At 65.6% G+C, this 18,951-nt stretch carries 13 protein-coding genes, 1 tRNA gene and 2 rRNA genes (1 of these 16 cut by a window edge); 10 read left to right on the top strand and 6 right to left on the bottom strand.

Features of this window, described 5'->3' with window-relative positions:
- From RS883_RS11105 to RS883_RS11095, 3 genes are all read left to right on the top strand, one after another.
- Positions 1–2,605 (top strand): 23S ribosomal RNA (locus RS883_RS11105); it begins 182 nt to the left of the window's first position.
- 107 nt (positions 2,606–2,712) lie between these two features.
- Positions 2,713–2,827 (top strand): 5S ribosomal RNA (rrf, locus tag RS883_RS11100).
- A gap of 160 nt (positions 2,828–2,987) precedes the next feature.
- A tRNA-Met gene (locus RS883_RS11095) sits at positions 2,988–3,064 on the top strand.
- A gap of 140 nt (positions 3,065–3,204) precedes the next feature.
- On the opposite strand, the gene poxB is transcribed toward RS883_RS11095, so the two are convergent.
- Complete coding sequence (gene poxB / locus RS883_RS11090) at positions 3,205–4,929, bottom strand: ubiquinone-dependent pyruvate dehydrogenase (RefSeq protein WP_315760262.1); 1,725 nt, start codon at positions 4,927–4,929, stop codon at positions 3,205–3,207.
- Between the two features lie 211 nt (positions 4,930–5,140).
- On the opposite strand from poxB, the gene RS883_RS11085 reads away from it, so the two are divergent.
- Positions 5,141–6,388 carry a DUF5996 family protein gene (locus RS883_RS11085; protein ID WP_315760261.1) on the top strand — a complete coding sequence of 416 codons (1,248 nt, stop codon included), beginning with the start codon at positions 5,141–5,143 and terminating at the stop codon, positions 6,386–6,388.
- A 19-nt stretch (positions 6,389–6,407) separates the two neighbouring features.
- Here RS883_RS11085 and RS883_RS11080 read toward each other — a convergent pair whose 3' ends face one another.
- The 3 genes from RS883_RS11080 to RS883_RS11070 all read right to left on the bottom strand — a co-directional run bounded on the left by RS883_RS11080 (position 6,408) and on the right by RS883_RS11070 (position 10,349).
- Positions 6,408–6,614 (bottom strand): hypothetical protein, encoded by a 207-nt coding sequence (locus RS883_RS11080; RefSeq protein WP_315760260.1) that lies wholly within the window; start codon positions 6,612–6,614, stop codon positions 6,408–6,410.
- Positions 6,614–7,981, bottom strand: a complete 1,368-nt coding sequence (locus RS883_RS11075; RefSeq protein ID WP_315760259.1) for a YeiH family protein — start codon at positions 7,979–7,981, stop codon at positions 6,614–6,616. The genes RS883_RS11080 and RS883_RS11075 overlap by 1 nt, the downstream gene beginning before the upstream one ends.
- 64 nt (positions 7,982–8,045) lie before the next feature.
- Positions 8,046–10,349 carry a TonB-dependent receptor gene (locus RS883_RS11070; RefSeq protein ID WP_315760258.1) on the bottom strand — a complete coding sequence of 768 codons (2,304 nt, stop codon included), beginning with the start codon at positions 10,347–10,349 and terminating at the stop codon, positions 8,046–8,048.
- A gap of 353 nt (positions 10,350–10,702) precedes the next feature.
- On the opposite strand from RS883_RS11070, the gene RS883_RS11065 reads away from it, so the two are divergent.
- Genes RS883_RS11065 through RS883_RS11040 form a run of 6 tightly spaced genes read left to right on the top strand, consistent with a single transcriptional unit; the run spans position 10,703 to position 16,704 of the window.
- Positions 10,703–11,659 carry an aldo/keto reductase gene (locus RS883_RS11065; protein WP_315760257.1) on the top strand — a complete coding sequence of 319 codons (957 nt, stop codon included), beginning with the start codon at positions 10,703–10,705 and terminating at the stop codon, positions 11,657–11,659.
- Positions 11,660–11,679: 20 nt separating this feature from the next.
- Entirely contained in the window at positions 11,680–12,654 is a 975-nt protein-coding gene (locus RS883_RS11060) for a TauD/TfdA dioxygenase family protein (protein ID WP_315760256.1), read from the top strand.
- Positions 12,655–12,660: 6 nt separating this feature from the next.
- Positions 12,661–13,743 (top strand): ABC transporter substrate-binding protein, encoded by a 1,083-nt coding sequence (locus tag RS883_RS11055; RefSeq protein WP_315760255.1) that lies wholly within the window; start codon positions 12,661–12,663, stop codon positions 13,741–13,743.
- The gene (locus RS883_RS11050) at positions 13,740–14,636 is read left to right on the top strand and encodes an ABC transporter permease (protein WP_315760254.1); all 897 of its coding nucleotides are present in this window, start codon (positions 13,740–13,742) and stop codon (positions 14,634–14,636) included. The genes RS883_RS11055 and RS883_RS11050 overlap by 4 nt, the downstream gene beginning before the upstream one ends.
- On the top strand, positions 14,633–15,346 hold the full coding sequence (locus tag RS883_RS11045; RefSeq protein WP_315760253.1) for an ABC transporter ATP-binding protein: 714 nt from the start codon (positions 14,633–14,635) through the stop codon (positions 15,344–15,346). The genes RS883_RS11050 and RS883_RS11045 overlap by 4 nt, the downstream gene beginning before the upstream one ends.
- A complete protein-coding gene (locus RS883_RS11040) occupies positions 15,343–16,704 on the top strand; it encodes an LLM class flavin-dependent oxidoreductase (protein WP_315760252.1) in 1,362 nt (453 codons plus the stop codon). Before RS883_RS11045 ends, RS883_RS11040 begins: the two co-directional genes overlap by 4 nt.
- A 199-nt stretch (positions 16,705–16,903) precedes the next feature.
- Here RS883_RS11040 and RS883_RS11035 read toward each other — a convergent pair whose 3' ends face one another.
- On the bottom strand, positions 16,904–18,244 hold the full coding sequence (locus RS883_RS11035) for a sensor histidine kinase (protein ID WP_315760251.1): 1,341 nt from the start codon (positions 18,242–18,244) through the stop codon (positions 16,904–16,906).
- The gene (locus RS883_RS11030; protein ID WP_315760250.1) at positions 18,241–18,918 is read right to left on the bottom strand and encodes a response regulator transcription factor; all 678 of its coding nucleotides are present in this window, start codon (positions 18,916–18,918) and stop codon (positions 18,241–18,243) included. Before RS883_RS11030 ends, RS883_RS11035 begins: the two co-directional genes overlap by 4 nt.
- Positions 18,919–18,951: the final 33 nt, after the last annotated feature.

The raw sequence follows: 18,951 nt of genomic DNA, 5'->3' as shown, positions 1-18,951 counted from the left end.
GTCATCACCGAGGTGAATACATAGCTTTGGTGAAGCGAACCCGGAGAACTGAAACATCTCAGTACCCGGAGGAAAAGACATCAACCGAGATTCCGTTAGTAGTGGCGAGCGAACGCGGACCAGGCCAGTGCTCATCATTCAAGTAGCAGAACCGATTGGAAAGTCGGACCATAGTGGGTGACAGTCCCGTATGCGAAACTGATGTGATGAGACTTGAGTAGGGCGGGGCACGTGAAACCCTGTCTGAACATCGGGGGACCACCCTCGAAGCCTAAATACTCGTACATGACCGATAGCGAACTAGTACCGTGAGGGAAAGGTGAAAAGCACCCCGATGAGGGGAGTGAAACAGTACCTGAAACCGGTTGCCTACAAGCAGTGGGAGCATCCTTGAGATGTGACCGCGTACCTCTTGCATAATGGGTCTGTGACTTAGTGTATCGAGCAAGCTTAAGCCGTTAGGTGTAGGCGAAGCGAAAGCGAGTCTGAATAGGGCGATTGAGTTCGATGCATTAGACCCGAAACCCGGCGATCTAGGCATGACCAGGTTGAAGGTGGGGTAACACCCACTGGAGGACCGAACCGATTAATGTTGAAAAATTATCGGATGAGTTGTGTTTAGGGGTGAAAGGCCAATCAAGCCGGGAAATAGCTGGTTCTCCGCGAAATCTATTGAGGTAGAGCCTCGAGTGAATACCATGTGGGGTAGAGCACTGGATGGGCTAGGGCGGCGCGAGCTGTACCAAACCTAACCAAACTCCGAATACGCATGAGTACTACTCGGGAGACAGACGGCGGGTGCTAAGGTCCGTCGTCAAAAGGGAAACAGCCCTGACCAACAGCTAAGGTCCCCAAGTCACGTCTAAGTGGGAAAGCATGTGGGATTTCCAAAACAACCAGGAGGTTGGCTTAGAAGCAGCCATCCTTTAAAGAAAGCGTAACAGCTCACTGGTCTAAACAAGAGATCCTGCGGCGAAAATGTAACGGGGCTCAAGACGTGCACCGAAGCTTTGGGTTCGACGTAAGTCGAGCGGTAGCGGAGCGTTCCGTACGCCTGTGAAGCGGTCTGGTAATGGGCCGTGGAGGTATCGGAAGTGCGAATGCAGACATGAGTAGCGATAAAGAGGGTGAGATGCCCTCTCGCCGAAAGACCAAGGGTTCCTGCTTAAAGCTAATCTGAGCAGGGTGAGCCGGCCCCTAAGACGAGCCCGAAGGGGGTAGTCGATGGGAACCACGTTAATATTCGTGGGCCTGGTGGTGTGTGACGGATGGCGTGTGTTGTACGATCTTATCGGATTGATCGTGCCTCGAAGCTGTCCCAGGAAATAGCCCCACCGTATAGACCGTACCCGAAACCGACACAGGTGGTCTGGTAGAGTATACCAAGGCGCTTGAGAGAAGTGTCCTGAAGGAACTCGGCAAATTGCCTCCGTACCTTCGGAAGAAGGAGGCCCTCATTTTGCGCAAGCAGATTGAGGGGGCACAGGCCAGGGGGTAGCGACTGTTTAGCAAAAACACAGGGCTCTGCTAAGTCGGCTTCAAGACGACGTATAGGGCCTGACGCCTGCCCGGTGCCTGAAGGTTAAGTGGAGGGGTGCAAGCTCCGAAATGAAGCCCAGGTAAACGGCGGCCGTAACTATAACGGTCCTAAGGTAGCGAAATTCCTTGTCGGGTAAGTTCCGACCTGCACGAATGGCGTAACGACTTCCCCACTGTCTCCAGGACATGCTCAGCGAAATTGAATTCTCCGTGAAGATGCGGAGTACCCGCGGTTAGACGGAAAGACCCCGTGCACCTTTACTGCAGCTTCAGAGTGGCATTAGGAAAGAACTGTGTAGCATAGGTGGGAGGCTTTGAAGCACTGGCGCCAGCCGGTGTGGAGCCATAGGTGAAATACCACCCTGTTGTTTTCTGATGTCTAACCCAGAACCGTTATCCGGTTCGGGGACCCTCTGTGGCGGGTAGTTTGACTGGGGCGGTCGCCTCCTAAAGCGTAACGGAGGCGTGCGAAGGTTGGCTCAGATCGGTTGGAAACCGATCGTTAGAGTGCAATGGCATAAGCCAGCCTGACTGCGAGACTGACAAGTCGAGCAGAGACGAAAGTCGGTCATAGTGATCCGGTGGTCCCTCGTGGAAGGGCCATCGCTCAACGGATAAAAGGTACGCCGGGGATAACAGGCTGATGATTCCCAAGAGCTCATATCGACGGAATCGTTTGGCACCTCGATGTCGGCTCATCACATCCTGGGGCTGGAGCAGGTCCCAAGGGTTTGGCTGTTCGCCAATTAAAGTGGTACGTGAGCTGGGTTCAGAACGTCGCGAGACAGTTTGGTCCCTATCTGCCGTGGGCGTCGAAATTTGAGAGGAGTTGACCCTAGTACGAGAGGACCGGGTTGAACATACCTCTGGTGTACCTGTCGTCGTGCCAACGGCGCAGCAGGGTAGCTATGTATGGACGGGATAACCGCTGAAAGCATCTAAGCGGGAAGCCTCCCTCAAGATAAGATTTCATCGAGCGGTCGTAGACCACGACCTTGATAGGCTGGATGTGGAAGCCTGGTAACAGGTGGAGCTAACCAGTCCTAATTGCTCTTTTCGCGCTTCGAGAGTTCACACCGCCAACAACAGCGCTGGTAACCCCAGCACTCGGCGTGGATGACGATCAAGGCCTTGCACAAAGATTTGAAAAACCGAACCTCACCGCCTCCATTGCTTGGTGGCTATAGCGTCTGTGACCCACCCGATCCCATCCCGAACTCGGCCGTGAAACCGGACTGCGCCGATGGTACTAACGCTCAAGCGCTGGAAGAGTAGGTCGTCGCCAGGCATTGAAGACGGTGAAAGTTCGTATACCCATTCACATTTTGTGGCCTCAAGCGCCGGCGGTCGCATCCGCGACCTTGGCTACCGCGCCAATAAGGCGCGACGGCCAGTCGGCCTTGCGGAGCCTTCGGCTCCGATCCCCACAAATCCGTCAGCCGCTTTGGCGCGGGGTGGAGCAGCCCGGTAGCTCGTCAGGCTCATAACCTGAAGGTCACAGGTTCAAATCCTGTCCCCGCAACCAAACACCAAAAGCCCCCACGGCTCCACGCCGCGGGGGCGTTTTCGTGTCCGCGTCACAACAACCCCAACGCCCGAAAACTCGACACCCCATCCGCGGACAAAATCACGTGGTCCAGCAGCTTCAATCCCAGCGCGCAGCCTTCACCTGAACAGGTTGGCACGTGCGAGCTGGATCACTTCGTCGCCGCGGCCGCTTAGCACCGCGCGGGCGGCGTAGAGGCTGAAGCCCTTGGCCTGTTCGGCCTCGATCTTCGGCGGCATGACGAGCTCGAAACGCTCGGTCACGACGTCGACCAAAGCTGGCCCGTCATGCGCCAGGGCCTCTCGCAACGCTCCCTCCAACGCGTCGGAGCGCGTTACCCGGACGCCGAAATAGCCCATCTCGCGTGCGATCGCGGCGAAGTCCGGGTTTGTGAGCGCGACGTTGGCGTCGACATAGCCGGCGGCCTTCTGCTCGAGTTCGACGAAACCGAGCGTCGAGTTGTTGAAGACGACGATCTTGATTGGCAGCGCCATCTGCACGGCGGTCAGCATGTCCCCCATCAGCATCGCCAGCCCCCCGTCACCGGACAACGACACGACTTGTCGTTGGGGAAAGGCGCCCTGGACGCCGAGTGCCTGCGGAAGCGCGTTTGCCATGGAGCCGTGATTGAAGGAGCCGATCAGGCGCCGCCGACCATTCATCCTGAGATAGCGGGCGGCCCACACGGCTGGCGTGCCGACGTCGGCGGTGAACACTGCGTCATCGGCCGCGATGCGATCGATCGTTGCCGCGACATATTGCGGATGAAGCGGCTTCTCGCCATCGCGCGGGGTTGCGAGGTCGTCGAGACCCTTGCGGGCCTCCCGATAATGCGCGCGGGCCTTGTCGAGAAACCGCTCGTCGCGCTCCGGACGGACAAGCGGCGCGAGCCGCTCCGCGAACGCCTTCACGTCCGACACCACGCCCAGGTCGAGTGGGACGCGCCGGCCGAGCGCGCCGGGATCGCGATCGACCTGGATGACCTTCGCCTTTTCCGGATAGAAGTTCCGGTACGGAAAGTCCGTGCCCAGCATCAGCAGCGTGTCGCAGTCCATCATCGCGTGATAGCCCGACGAGAAGCCGATCAGGCCGGTCATGCCGACATCATAAGGATTGTCGTACTCAATCCATTCCTTGCCGCGATAGGCGTGGACGATCGGCGCCTTCAGGGCGGCAGCAAGCGCCACCACTTCGTCATGTGCGCCGGCGGTGCCTGCGCCGCATAGCAACGTGACCGCGTGCGACTCATCGAGCAGGTCGGCGGCCTGCCGCAGGGTCGTGTCGTCGGGCAGCAGTCGAGGTGCGGCGAGCGCGGGGAAGGGCACCGCGCGGGTCTCAGGCGCCTTTTGCAGGGCGACGTCGCCGGGGATGACGAGCACGGCGACACCCTGTTTGCCGATGGCCGTGCGAATGGCGCGGTGCAGGATTTCGGGCATCTGCCGCGCGTCCTGCACCATCTCGCAGAAGTGGCTGCACTCGCGAAACAGCTCGGTCGGGCGCGTCTCCTGGAAGTAATTGAGCCCGATCTCGCTGGACGGGATGTGCGCGGCAATCGCCAAGACCGGCACGCGGTTCCGGTGACAGTCGTAGAGGCCGTTGATGAGGTGCAGATTGCCGGGGCCGCAACTGCCGGCGCAGACCGCGAGGCCGCCGGTCGCGGCCGCCTCCGCGCCGGCTGCAAAGGCACCCGCCTCCTCGTTGCGGACGTGCATCCAGGCTATCTTGCTCGACCGACGCATGCTGTCGTTGAAGGCGTTCAGGCTGTCGCCCGTCACGCCCCAGATGCGCTTCACGCCAGCCTCGATCAGCGTGTCGTTGAGAAGATCGGCAATCGTCTTGCTCATCAGCTTTGCGACCTTTGTCGTTCAAATGTTGCCCAGGGTGGATGGTAGAACGGTCGAACGGCGCTTTGCTTCCGACATCGACGCTCTCCGCGTCGTTCCGCCACTCGCGACCCGGATCCGGTCTTCCGTGATCGCGCCTGGTTAGGTTAGGCTGGATCGTGCCGTCGGTTGACGGCCGCTCGCTGTGGATGCGACGCGAAGGGAGATGCCAATGACCGATCGGTGGCCGGAGCTCGACTATGGCGGTTGGCGCGAGACCTGCTCCGCGCTGCACCTCTACCTGCAGATCGTCGGCAAGTATCGGCTGGCCCATAGCCCGTGGCTCAACCATTCGTGGAACGCCACCTTCTACGTCACGCCGCTTGGACTGAGCACGTCGTCCATTCCCGATGGCGACGACATCGAGATCACCTTCGATCTTCATTCGCATCGCGTGGTCGGCACGAACGGTGAGGGTCGGTCGGAGGCGTTCGCGCTCGGGCCGATGACGGTCGCACAGTTCCATTCGGCGTTCGTCGGACTGGTGCGGTCGCTGGGCGGCGACCCGAGTTTCAACGGCACGCCGAACGAGGTGCCGATGCCCGTTCCGTTCGAGGAGGATCATCGGGACCGTCCGTATGACCGCGAGGCCGTCGAGCGATGTCATCAGGCTTTGAAGTCCATCGATCGGGTGTTCAAAGCCTTTCGGACGTCGTTCCTGGGCAAGTCCAGTCCGGTGCACCTGTTCTGGGGCGCGCTCGATCTGGCGGTCACGCGGTTTTCGGGTCGCCGGGCGCCGCTGCATGCGGGTGGTATCCCATCGCTGCCGGACGATGTTGCCAGGGAGGCGTACGATCGTGAGGTGTCGTCCGCGGGCTTCTGGCCCGGGGGCAACGGCATCGATTATCCCGCATTCTACGCCTACGCCTATCCGGCGCCCGAGGGGTTCCGGGGCTCGGAAGTCGAACCGCGCGAGGCGTTCTGGCATGAGACGCTTTCCGAATTCGTGCTGCCCTATGATGCGGTACGGACGTCGGACGACCCGGATGCTGCGCTCATGGCGTTTCTCACCTCGACATACGCGGCGGCTGCGGACCGCGGATCGTGGGATCGTGACCTGCTCGATTGCAGCCATGGCCGCCCGAAAATCGTGCGAACACCCGATGCGGCGGTCGTGGAGACGGCGCCCGCTCCGCGCGGGGTGATTGAGCGGGAAGATAGTCATTCGAAGGGTCGATACCGCCTGATCGTCGACGGGATCGAGGCCGAGATGACATACAGCCGAGCTGGAACCGACCTGATCATCATCGATCACACGGACGTGCCGTCGGCGCTGCGGGGTCGCCGGATCGGCGAACGCCTGGTGCAACAGGCCGTCGAGGACGCCCGTGCCGAGGGCGTTTCGATCCTGCCGCTCTGTCCCTTCGCCAAGGCGCAGATCGAGCGGCATCCGGAATGGCAGGACGTGCTCAGCCGGTAGCGTCGAGCCTGCGCGTCAATCAGATCACGGCGCGAGCCGCCGCGGCGCGATGAAGAAGGCGCTCGCATCGGCCGATGCTGGCGACCAGGACATCGTGCAGGCCGCAAAGGCCATCGTCGCCGCGAACAGAGGCGGTGGCCGAAGACAGCACGCCGAGCCCACCGATCGCCTTTTCGAGGCGCTCGGCACGCCCCTCGAACCAACGACACTCGGCGCAGCGGGTCATCATTGCCCCAGTGTTGCCCAATGGCTTCCCAGCACCCAGACCGACAGGACGAAGCCGAGCGCAAGGTTGATCGCCACACCGATCGTGAACGCACCGAACGGCCGCAGTCCGGCGCGCGCCAGATCGCGCAGCCGCGTCGTCAGCCCAATGCTGAGAAAGCAGAAGATGAAGGCCCAGGTTCGCAGGTCCTTGATCGGTCCGATCAGGTCGGGAGCGACCAGTCGATTATAGTCGGCGAGCGAGAGCCGCGCGGTGAAGATCGAGACGATCGCCGACGCGATGAGGAAGCCGAACACGAACTTCGGAAACCGGACCCAGATCTCGCGCGGGTCGGGCCGTGCGCCGCCGGGCGCCGCCTCCCACCGGGTCGTCGCGACGATCGCGAGGGCGACGGCCCAGATGCCGATCCACATGTCGCGGCCGACGACCTTGACGAGGGTGAAGGCCTGGAGCGCCTGCTCGGTCGTGCCAGGAACGGTGCCCAATCGTTCGGCGAGGCCGCCATAGGCCTGCGCGGCGGCGATGCCGGCGGCATCCGCGAACTCGGACGTGCCGATCCAGGCGCCGGCGACCCCGGTCGGGAGCTGCAACGCCCAGGCGACCGCGGGCAGCGCGAAGATCATCACGATCGCCCACAGGATGACCAGCGTGATCGTGATCGCGACATGCTCGCGCTTGGCGTTGACCGCGCCCGCGACGGCGATCGCGGCCGACACGCCGCATACCGCACCGCCGACGCCCAGCGTCGCGGCGAACCGCCGGTCCAGGCCGAGCCGCACCGCCGCAAAGTAGATCGCGCCGAAGGTCACCAGCGACACGATCGACGCCTGTACCAGCGCGATCGGTCCCGCGAGCGCGATCAGCGACAGTGGCAGCGTCGCGCCGAGCAGGACGATGCCCGTCTTCACATAGAGCTCACCGCGCAGCGCCGCGTCGAACCAGCCGGGCAGGCGAACGGTGTTGGCGATGACCAGCCCGATCAGCAGCGCCAACAGCGGCGGCTCGAGGTTGAACGCCGTCGCGCCTTCCCACTGGCCAAGGACGAAGATCGTGGTCGCGGCGATGAACAGGATCGCAAAGGCGGGCAGGAAAGCGCCGACCCGCTGGCCCACCGCGCGCAACGCCACCGCGAACACCGCCGCCCAGAAGGCGAACAGCGCGAGATAGCGAATTGCGTTGCCGCCAAGATCGCTCGCCAGCGCCGCTGAAGACGACCATCGCGCCGGCAGCACCGCCAGCCAGCGCAGGCTCGTGCCGCCGGCAAAGGCGACGCAGGCGGCGGCGACGATGCCGAGGCCGATCCAGACGGCCCACCAATCCTCCTTGCGCCACAATTCGCGCCACCCGCGGGTGCTCGTCGCCGTCATGCCGCTTTCCATGCCGGCTAGTGTAGGCGCGCGGCCGGTGCGATCGACATAGATTTGCTTGGCGTCACAGCCGCAGCCGCAGCGTCGCGCCGATCGTCCGCGGCGCGCCAAGCTGGCCGGCATAGGCAAAGGGCGCCGCGCCGATGATCGAGGTCGTCGACAGGTTCTGAAAATAGACCTTGCCGGTCAAATTGTTGATCCACGCCGACACGTCGTAGCGTCCCTTTCCGAACGTCGCCCCCGCGCGCAGATTGACGAGCGCATAGCCTGGAATGACCGTGTAGGGTCCCGCATCGACGACGCCGAACACCTCCGATCGATAGCTCACCTGGCCGATGACATAGGGCACCGTCCCGTTGCCGAGGTCGAAGCGCTGGTCGACAATGGCGTTGCCCACCCATTCGGGCGCCTGGAAAAGCCGCTGCCCCGTCAGGTCGCAGACGCCGGTCACGCCGACCGGGCAGGGTGCGTTGCGATAGTCGGTGTAGCGAGCGTCGTTGTACGATCCGTTGGCGATGATGCTCAGCCCCTGGCCAAGGTCGAGCGTCGCATCGACCTCGACCCCGCGCGACCGCACGTCGCCGACATTGGCGAGGTAGGAGCGGTTGCCGTTGGTCGGCACGACATTGGCCTGAAGCCCCTCGAGCTCGGTCCAGAAGCCGCTGAGGTTGAAGGTCAGTCGCCGGTCGAACCACTGCGTCTTCAGCCCTGCCTCCCAGTTGCGGACCTTTTCGGGGGCGAGGACCAGCGGCGTGCCCGCCGACACCGCCGAATTGAGGTTCAGGCCCGATCCCTTGTAGCCGGTCGAATAGGAGCCGTAGGCGAGAATATCGGGCGCGACCTTCCACGCCGCCGACAGGAGGTAGGAGACGTTGTCGTCCGCGACCTCGACGTCATAGGCGAAGGGGATCGACGTCGCGGCATAGGGCGTGCCGCGCGTCGAGGTGACCGAGGTGCCCCAGCGCTTGTCGCGGGTATAGCGGATGCCGCCGGTCAGCGTCAGCGTCGGGGTGATGTCCCAATTGGCCTGGCCGAAGGCGGCGACGCTGGTCGTCGAGGTGTCGACGTCGTCGATATATTGGGACCCCGGCGCGATGCTGACCGCCGCGGCGTTGGGGTTCGCGGTACGCAGATAGGTCGTGTAGAAGGCGCTGGCATCGAACCCGAACTGGTTCAGGATAAAGTGATCGACAAGATCGAGGCGATAGAAGAACGCCCCGACCTGCCAGTTGAAGCGTCCCGGCTTGGAGGCGAGGCGCAGCTCCTGCGAATACTGGTTCGTCCGCGTCTGCGCGACATTGACCTGGATGATGTCGAGCGGGGTGCCGTCGCTGTCCTGAAGCGGTGCGAAGTGCCAGTAGCGCCAGGCGGTGATCGACGTGAGGTCGCCGAAGCCGACATCGGCATCGACCTGTAGCGAGGCCGATTTCTGATCGGTCAGCATGTTCTGAGCCGCATTGTTCTGCGTGAAATCGTTCGTCGCCTCAGGCACGTAGCCGAGCGCCGCCAGCGACTGAAGCGTCCGCCGCGTCGTCGCGCTCAGCGTCGCCGGCAGGACCAGGCGGGTCACGCCGACGCAGCAGGTGTCGTCCTGGACCGAATAGTCGCCGATCAGGCGGATCGTCAGGTCGGGCGACGGCGTCGCCAGCAACTGCAGGCGCGCGCCGCTGCGCCCGATGCTGTTGGCGGCGATGCCGGTCTTGATGTTTTCGAGCACGCCGTCGCGGTGCGTGTTCCACGCCGTCGCGCGTATCGCGAGCAGGTCGCGAACGATCGGACCGGTGACGCTGATCCGCTGCTGGTTGTAGCTATAGTCGCCGACCGATCCCTCGATGATTGCGCCGAACTCGAACTCGGGCTTGCGGGTGGTGATGTTGAGCACGCCGGCCGAGCTGTTGCGGCCGAACAGCGTTCCCTGCGGTCCGCGAAGCACCTCCACCCGCTCGACATCGATCAGGTCGGCCAGCGCCATGCCCGGCCGGCCGAGATAGACGCCATCGACATAGACCCCCGTCGAGCTGTCGAGCCCGTCCGATGCAGTCGAGACGCCGATCCCGCGAATGCCGATCGAGCTGTTGCGCGGGTTCGAGTTGAACGCAGTCAGGCTCGGCACGCGGGCCTGGATGTCGGGAAGCGAGAAGCCGCCGGTCCGCTCCAGCGAGTCGCCGGAGGCAACTGTCAATGCGATCGGGACGTCCTGGGCTCGCTCGGTCTGGCGACGCGCGGTGACGAGGATCTCGCCCGACTGCGTGGGATCGTCCTCGCTTGCCGCGAGCGGCGGATCGGCAGGGCGCGCAGGCGGATCGTCCGCGGCGAACAGCGCTGTCGGCGCAGCGGACAGCAGCAAGGCGGCAGCAAGCAGCTTCATCGAAATTGTCCCCCGGTTTATCGGTGATCTGGTGCGCGTTGATCGCGCCGCCATGCGGCCGTTCGCCGCACTCGCTTGCCAGCATTGCGGCAATTCCGACTGAGTCAATATGCGTTCGATAAGGATGCTATGGTCGAAAGCGGCTTTCAGGCGGCTGACATTTGCTCGGGTTTAAAATCCGATTTTCGCTGTTTTCCGCCCAGTTCGGCGCCCCAGAGTAAGCCGCCAAAGCTCAGCCAATCCTCATATTCCCACCGGAGAAATATAGATTCTATCCGCTGCACAAGGTAAACTGGGTTCCGAAAACGGCGGCGGGGCGCGAGCCTTGGCGAAACCGCTGGAAAGGATCGCAGATGGCACAAGTCGGGCAATTGGAGGTGAGCCGTCAGGGCTATGGCGCGATGGGGCTGTCGCACAGCTATGGCCGCGCGGACGAAGCGCAGTCGGTCGCGACGCTGCACCGCGCAATCGAGCTTGGCATCACCTTCTTCGACACTGCGACCGGTTACGGCGCCGGGCATAACGAAGAGCTGATCGGCCGGGCGCTCGGCTGGCGCCGCGACGAGATCACGATCGCCAGCAAGTTCGTCCATCGCCCCGATGGTCCCGAGGGGCGCCGCATCGACCCGGCCGAGGCGGTCGACGCCAGCCTCAAGCGACTGGGGTTCGAGCGCATCGATCTCTATTACCTCCACCGTGTCGATCCCGACATCCCGGTCGAGGAGTCCATCGGCGCGCTCGGTCGTCTGGTCGAAGCGGGCAAGATCGGCGGGGTCGGCATTTCGGAGGCCGATGCCGGCCAGCTCCGCAGGGCGCATGCGACCCATCCGCTGACCGCGCTCCAGAGCGAATACTCGCTCTGGACGCGCGGGATCGAGGCCGAGATCCTGCCGACCGTCCGCGAACTCGGCATCGGCTTCGTCGCCTATAGCCCGCTCGGCCGCGGCTTCCTTGCCGGCGTCAGTGCGCCCGAAGCCGACGATCGCCGCAGCGTCCATCCGCGCTTCCAGCCCGACGCGGTCGCTGCGAATGCGGAGCGCCGCCGCGTGATCGAGGGTGTCGCCGCTCGCCTCGACGCCACGCCGGCGCAGGTCGCGCTCGCCTGGGTCCTGTCCAAGGAAGGCGTGGTGCCGATCCCCGGCACGCGCCACGTCGCGCATCTCGAAAGCAACTGGACCGCGAACGACCTCCACCTCGACGCCGCGACGATCGCGGAGCTCGAGGCGGCCTTCGCCCCCGGCTCGACCGTCGGCGAGCGATACCCCGCCGAACAGCTGCGGCTCGTCCCGCGCGAACCCGTCGCCGCCTGATCCAGAAAGGGAGCAACCGCATGTCCACCGCCTTTGCCGATGTCGCGCGTACCGCCGACCGCTTCACCTATGACCGGATCACCGTCGATCCGGTGACGCCGACGATCGGCGCCGAAATTTCCGGCATCGATCTGTCGCAGCCGATCGACGCGGCGACCGCCGCCGACATCCAGAAGGCGCTGCACGACTGGCGCGTCGTCTTCTTCCGCGACCAGCATATCGACAACGATCAGCTCAAGTCGTTCGGTCGCGCCTTCGGCCCGCTCACGCCCGCGCATCCGATTGCCGAGGGCCTCGACGACCATCCCGAGATCTGGGAGCGATCGGTCGAGGAATATCGCCAGCGCCGCACCAGACAGGAAGCGACCCCGCCCGGCCGCGAGCCACCGCGCGACTACAAGGGATGGCATATCGACATCACCTTCGTCGCCAATCCCAACCGCTATTCGATCCTCTATGGCGTCGAGATCCCGCCTTATGGCGGCGATACGCTCTTCACCAATCTCGCCGCCGCCTATCAGGGGCTGTCACCGCAGATCCGCGCGCTGATCGACGGCTTGCAGGCGGTGCATCGGACCACCGGCTATGACGGCGGCAGCGACAAGCCGCGGCGCGACGGCCGGTCGAAGGGGCCGTTCGTCTCGCTCCATCCGCTGGTCCGCATCCACCCGGAGACGGGCGAGAAGATCCTGTTCCTCAACCCCGGCACGATCAGCCACATCGTCGGGCTGAAGGAGCGGGAAAGCAACGCGCTGCTCGACCTTCTCTACTTCGAGGCGACGCGTCCAGAATATCAGGTCCGCTTTCACTGGCGCCCGCAATCGCTGATCGTCTGGGACAATCAGGCGGTCGCCCATGCCGGGCCGATCGACTATGCCGCCTTCGACCTGCCGCGCGCCGTTCGCCGCATCACCGTCGCGGGCGAGTTGCCGACCGGGCCCGACGGCTTCGTCTCGTGCCCGATCGAGGGCGACTTGTTCAACGTTCTCGGCTGAGCGGCGATGGCGCGCGCGATCCGACCGGGCCTGCCCAAAGGTACGATCGGCCTGGCGCTGTTCGTGATCCTGTCGATCGCGCTGCTCATCGCCTTCGCGCCCGCCGGGCGCGATACGGCGCGGGCGGCGGGGCTGTCTCTCCTCGCTCCGCTGCCCGATGCCGTGCCCCCGGGGACGACGCTGATCGTCGGCGATCCCGTGACCGAATGGATCTTCAGCCACAATGGCTGGGAGGCCGAGCTTCCCTTTGCCATCAAGTGGGCGCGTATCACCGGCGGCCCCGACGTGACCGAGGCGTTCCATGCCCGCGCGCTGGACGTCGGCATGGGCGCGAACGTGCCGCCGCTTCACGCCCATTGGGTGGGCCTGCCGGTCCGCATCGTCGCGGTGCGCGGCCGCGCCGATCCCGTCGCCACCCCCGCCTTCGTCTGGGCGACGAGCCCCAAGGCGGGCGTCACCGCGCTCAGCGATCTCAAGGGCAAGCGCATCGCCTTCTCGCCCAGCCAGGTGCAGGGCCAGATCGTCATCCAGACGCTGCGATCGCTGGGGCTGACGACCAAGGACGTGACGCTGGTCGAGCTGCCGTCCTCGGTCGGCGGCGACGTCTACACCTCGGCGCTTTCCAGCGGGATCGTCGATGCTGCGCCCATCGGCGGCGGGATCGTCGCCGAACGGTATCTGCGCAAGTTCGGCGACGCCGGCGCGCGCGTGCTTCGTCATCCGCCGTTCCGCGACGACCTCATCACCGCCTTCGTGCCCGTCCATGTGCTCGAGGATCCGGCCAAGGCAGCCGCGCTTCGCCACTATGTTCGCTGGTGGGGAAGGGCGCAGGCCTGGGCGGCCGCGCACCCCGCCGAACTCGCGCGCGGCTATTACGAGGGGGACCAGGGCCTGTCGCCCGCCGACGCGCGGATGGTGGTGGCCGCCGCCGGTACGCCGGTGGTGCCCGCCGAATGGCGAGAGGCCGCCGCCTATCAGCAGGCCGCCATCGACCTGCTCGCGCCGCAATTCGGGCGGGAGCGCTTCGACGCCGCCACGCTCTTCGATCGTCGTTTCGAACCCCTTGCCCATGAGGGAAGCCAGCCATGAGCCTCAAGCTGTCCGCCGCCTCGGCCACCGCACTCGCCTTTTCGCCAGGCGTCGCCGTCCGCCTGCTGCCAGAGCGCACGGCGCCGCCGGCGCCGATCGCTCCGGCGACGGTCGCGCCGCGGCGCCTCAGCATCGGCAGGCCGCACCGCTGGGGCTGGCTGCTCGGCCCGGCGCTGTTCCTTCTTTACTGGTCCGTGCTGAGCGCCGGCGGCTGGATTGACGACCGCGTGCTGCCCGCGCCCTGGGTGGCGGCGCGCACTGCCGCCGGGCTGGTCGAGAGCGGACGGCTTCAGGCCGACCTCGCGATCTCGGCCTGGCGCGCGGCGCAGGGGCTGACGCTGGGCGTCCTCGTCGGCATCGCGCTGGCGCTGGTTTCCGGGCTCAGCCTGCTCGGCGGCTATGTCGTCGATGGGCTGGTGCAATTGAAGCGCGGCGTTCCCGTCCTCGCGCTCATTCCCTTCCTCGTGCTGTGGTTCGGGGTGGGGGAGGCGATGAAGGTCACGACCATCGCCGTCACCGTCTTCGTCCCGATCTACATCCACACCCACAACGCCCTGCGCGCGATCGACCTTCGCCATGTCGAGCTCGCCGAGACGCTTGGCCTCTCGCGGACGAGCTTCATCCGTCATGTCGTCCTCCCCGGTGCGCTGCCCGGCCTGCTGCTCGGCCTGCGGTTCGGCGTCACCGCCGCCTGGCTGGCGCTGGTCGTCGTCGAACAGCTGAACGCGACCAGCGGCATCGGCTACATGGTCACGCTGGCGCGCAACTATGCGCAGACCGACGTGATGCTCGTCGGCCTCGTCATCTATGCGCTGCTCGGCTTCGCCTCGGACGCCGTCGTCCGCCTGATCCAGGGCCGCGCGCTCGGCTGGCGCCGGACGCTCGCGCAATGAGCGTCGCGGTCCGCATCCGCGGCCTGACGCGCCGCTTCACGCAGAAGGGCGTGCTCAACGGCATCGATCTCGACATCCGGCACGGCGAGTTCGTCGCGCTGATCGGGGCGAGTGGGTCGGGCAAGTCGACGCTGCTGCGCGCGGTCGCCGGCCTCGACCACGAAGCCGAAGGCGAGGGGACGATCGAGGCGCCCGACCGGATCGCCGTCGCCTTTCAGGATGCGCGGCTGCTGCCGTGGAAGCGCGTAATCGACAATGTCGTGCTCGGCCTCGACGGCACCGATGCCGCGCACCGCGGCCGGGCGGCGTTGGAGGAGGTCGGCCTGGTCGGACGCGAGCGCGCCTGGCCGCACGAATTGTCGGGCGGCGAACAGCAGCGCGTGGCGCTTGCCCGGTCGCTTGTCCGCCGCCCGGTGCTGCTGCTGGCCGACGAGCCGTTCGGCGCGCTCGATGCGCTCACCCGGCTGCGGATGCACGATCTGCTCCGCCGCCTTTCGGCGACCCACCGACCCGCCACGCTGATGGTGACGCATGACGTCGGAGAGGCGATCGCCCTCGCCGACCGGGTGCTGGTGCTCGAGGACGGGCGCATCGCCGAGGATCTGGCGATCGCCTTGCCCGACGATCCCGACCATCGCCGCACGGCGGCGGCCGCGCTTTCCGATCATCTGCTTGCCCGGCTCGGCGTCGGGGAAAGGATCACCGCATGACCCGACAGCTTCATCTCGGCGCCTTCGTCCAGGCGACCGGCCATCATGTCTCGGCGTGGCTCGACCCCAATACGGAGGCGAATGCTGGCCACGACCTCGACCATTACAAGCATCTCGCCCGTATTGCCGAGGCGGCCAAGTTCGACCTGATGTTCGTCGCCGACAGTCCGGGCGGCTATGCCGACTTCACCGACGAAAGCGCCTTTCGTCAGAACGCGAAGGCCGCGCATTTCGAACCGGTGACGCTGTGGGCGGCGCTTGCACAGGTTACGTCGCACCTCGGCTTCGTCGCGACCTCCACCACCACGTACGAGGACCCGTACACGACGGCGCGCAAGTTCGCGTCGCTCGACTGGGTGTCGGGTGGACGTGCGGGATGGAACGTGGTGACGACGGGCGCCGACGTCTCCGCCAATTTCGGGTTCCAGGCGCATCCCGCCCATGCGACCCGCTATGCCCGCGCCGAGGAGTTCATCGACGTCGTCCGCGGCCTGTGGGACAGTTACGAGGACGACGCGTTCGTACGCGACCGCGCGAACGCGACCTATCTCGACACGTCCAAATTTCACGTGCTCGGCCATGTCGGTCAGCATTTCAGCGTGCGGGGGCCGCTCAACATCGGCCGGCCGCCGCAAGGATATCCCGTCATCGTCCAGGCCGGTGCCTCCGAACCCGGCCGCGAACTCGCGGCACGCACTGCCGAAGTGATCTTCACCGCGAACCTCAACATTGAGGATGCACAGGCCTTCTACGCCGACGTGAAGGCGCGACTTCCCCGCTATGGCCGCAGGCCCGACCAATTGCTCGTGATGCCGGGCATCTTCCCGGTGATCGGCGGGACAGAGGCGGAGGCGCGGGCGCGGTACGAAGCGCTCCAGGCACTCGTGACGCCGGAGGTCGCCTGGAGCATCCTGCGCCGTCATTATGCCGGCGTCGATCTGTCGGGTTATTCGCTCGACGACATCGCTCCGCCGCTGCCCACCGACACCAACCTCAACAAGAGCCGGTTGAAGCTCGTCTCCGACTTCGTCGAGCGCCGCCGTCCGACGCTGCGCGAGCTCTACCGCGAGGTTGCGACCGCCCGCGGCCACTTCACCACCGTCGGCACGCCCGAGCAGATCGCCGACACGGTCGAGCGCTGGTTCAAGGAGGGCGCGGCAGACGGCTTCAACATCATGCCGCCGACGCTGCCGCGTGGGCTGGAGGTGTTCGCCAGCGAAGTGGTGCCGATCCTGCAACGCCGCGGCCTGTTCCGCACCGATTATGCCGGAGCCACGCTGCGAGACAATCTGGGGCTGGAGCGGCCGGCGCACCCGGCGGTGCGGGGTGACGCCGCGATCACGGTTGCTGCCGAGTAGCGGTTGGCTGCCGCTGCCGAGGCGTGGGCAGACCGTAGTTGCCTGGCGATCGACGCGCGGCTCATCAGCGACAAGCCCGTCCTGCGCGTCGACCGGATCGTTGGCCCCTGCTAGTGTCCTCAATGATAACGTCAGCGGCCGTTTACGATCGTGTGCGACCCTGAGGTCGGCCGCTTCCTTCCTACAGGCCGAAGCCGCGTCAGATCGGCTTGAACCTGATCTCGAACCGGGTTTCGCCCTTGCGCGAGCGGACGGAGACGTTGGTGCCGTGCGCCTCGGCGATCCGCGCGACGATGGCGAGGCCCAGGCCCGAGCTGTGCCCGGCGCTGCGGTCGCGACGCCAAAAGCGGCGGAAGATCAGCGCTTCGTCGCCCTCGCCAATCCCGGGACCGTCGTCGGTGACGGCGAGCGTGCCGTCCGGGGTGACCGATATCTCGATGGCGGTGCCGGGCGGCGTGTGCGCGATGGCATTCTCGGTCAGCGCCTTCAGCACGCGCGCGATCATCTCGGCATGGCCGCGGACCCAGACCGGATCGTCGCCCGCGACCAGCGCGATCCCCTGACGCCGCTGAAAGGCGAGGGGGGCGAAGGCGGACGCCGCCTCGGCCGCCACGCGGCGCAGGTCGACGCAATCGTCGAAATCGAGTGCGGCGCCATCGAGTTCGGCGATCTCCAGCAACTGCCCGACGGTTCGCCCGAAATGGTCGAGGTCGCTCTTGAGCCGCTTGCGGAGCGCCTCGTCCGCCACCTCCTCGGCGCGCATCCGGGCGAGCGCGATCGGCGTTCTCAGCTCGTGCGCGGCGTCGGCGATAAAGTCGCGCTGCGTCTGATAGCCCTCGACCACCCGGTCGAGCGCGGCGTTCATCGCCTCGGCAAGCGGCCTGACCTCGCGCGGCAGGTCCGCCTCCGGTACGCGCACGTCCAGCTGCTTGGGGCCGAGCGTGCGGACGAGCGCGGAGGCGTCGCGTACGGGGCGCAGCGCCCGCCGGATGATCCACGCATCGGCGGCCAGCAGCAGCAACAGGAGCGGCAGGACGATCGCGCCGCCATAGACCAGGAACTGCCGGAGGATGTCGTCGACGATATAGTCCGGATGCTCGAGATTCTGGATCGCCACCAGCCAGGCAGGCGACCCGTCACGCCGGATCGGCAGGCTGTATCCGGAATAGATCGCCGCGCGTGACTGGCGCGTGAAATAGACGGGGTTCGCCTGTCGCGGGATCCGGGCGAGGGGGGTCACCCGCGTCCCGGTGCTCGCGATCTCAAGGCCCGCGGCGTCGATCAGGATGACTGAGAATGGCCGCGAGGGCGCCGGTGATCCCGGCCGCAGCGGGCCGAGTTCGAGGCGTCCGTCCGCGGTCCGGGTCAGGCGCTTGGCCGCCGCCTCGGCATGCTCGCGCAGGATTTCCCGTTGAAAGCGATCGGCGGTGGTGTCGAGGAAGAGATAGACGCCGGCCGACACCGCAACCGCGGTGACGAGGACGGCGATGCCGTGCAGCCAGAGGATGCGCGACAGCAGCGATCGGGCACGGAACCTCACGCCTCGCGCACACCCAGCATATAGCCGAGCCCCCGGATCGTGACGATCTCGGCGGAGGCGCCCGCCTGGGCCAGACGGCGGCGCAGGCGGTGGACATAGACCTCGACCGCGTTCGAACCCAGGTCATCGCCGATGCCGAACAGCTGCGCCTCCACCGTCGCCTTGGACACGACGCGGCCGTGGCGGCGGATCAGCACGTCGAGCAGCTCCAGCTCACGGGCGGAGAGGACGACGGGCGTGTCGGCGATGACGACGTCGCGGGTCGCCGGATCGAAGCCGACATTGCCGCATTCGATCACGCGGTCGACGATCGACCCCGATCGGCGAAGCAAAGCCTGAAGACGCGCAACCAGTTCCTCGGGCGCGAAGGGCTTGGTGAGGTAATCGTCGGCACCGGCGGCAAGGCCGGCCACCCGGTCCACCACCGCGCCGCGGGCGGTGAGCGCGATCACCGGCGTTAGGTCGCGCCGGTCGCGCATCGCCTGGACGACGGACAGCCCGGACCCGTCCGGCAACCCCAGGTCGAGCACGACCGCGGCATAGGTGCCGGTGAGAAGCGACAGGCTGGCATCCTCGACCGATCCGGCATGATCCATCGAAAAGCCCGCATCCTCAAGGACGCGGCCCAGCATCGGCACCAGGTCGGCATTGTCCTCGACCACCAGCAATCTCATCGTGCCCCTCCGCCGGCGCGTCTCCGTAAGGCC

Source organism: Sphingomonas sp. Y38-1Y (genome assembly GCF_032391395.1).
Classification (GTDB): domain Bacteria; phylum Pseudomonadota; class Alphaproteobacteria; order Sphingomonadales; family Sphingomonadaceae; genus Sphingomonas.
The sequence above is the reverse complement of the archived record's forward strand: the minus strand, read 5'-3'. Positions and strand labels throughout refer to the sequence as shown.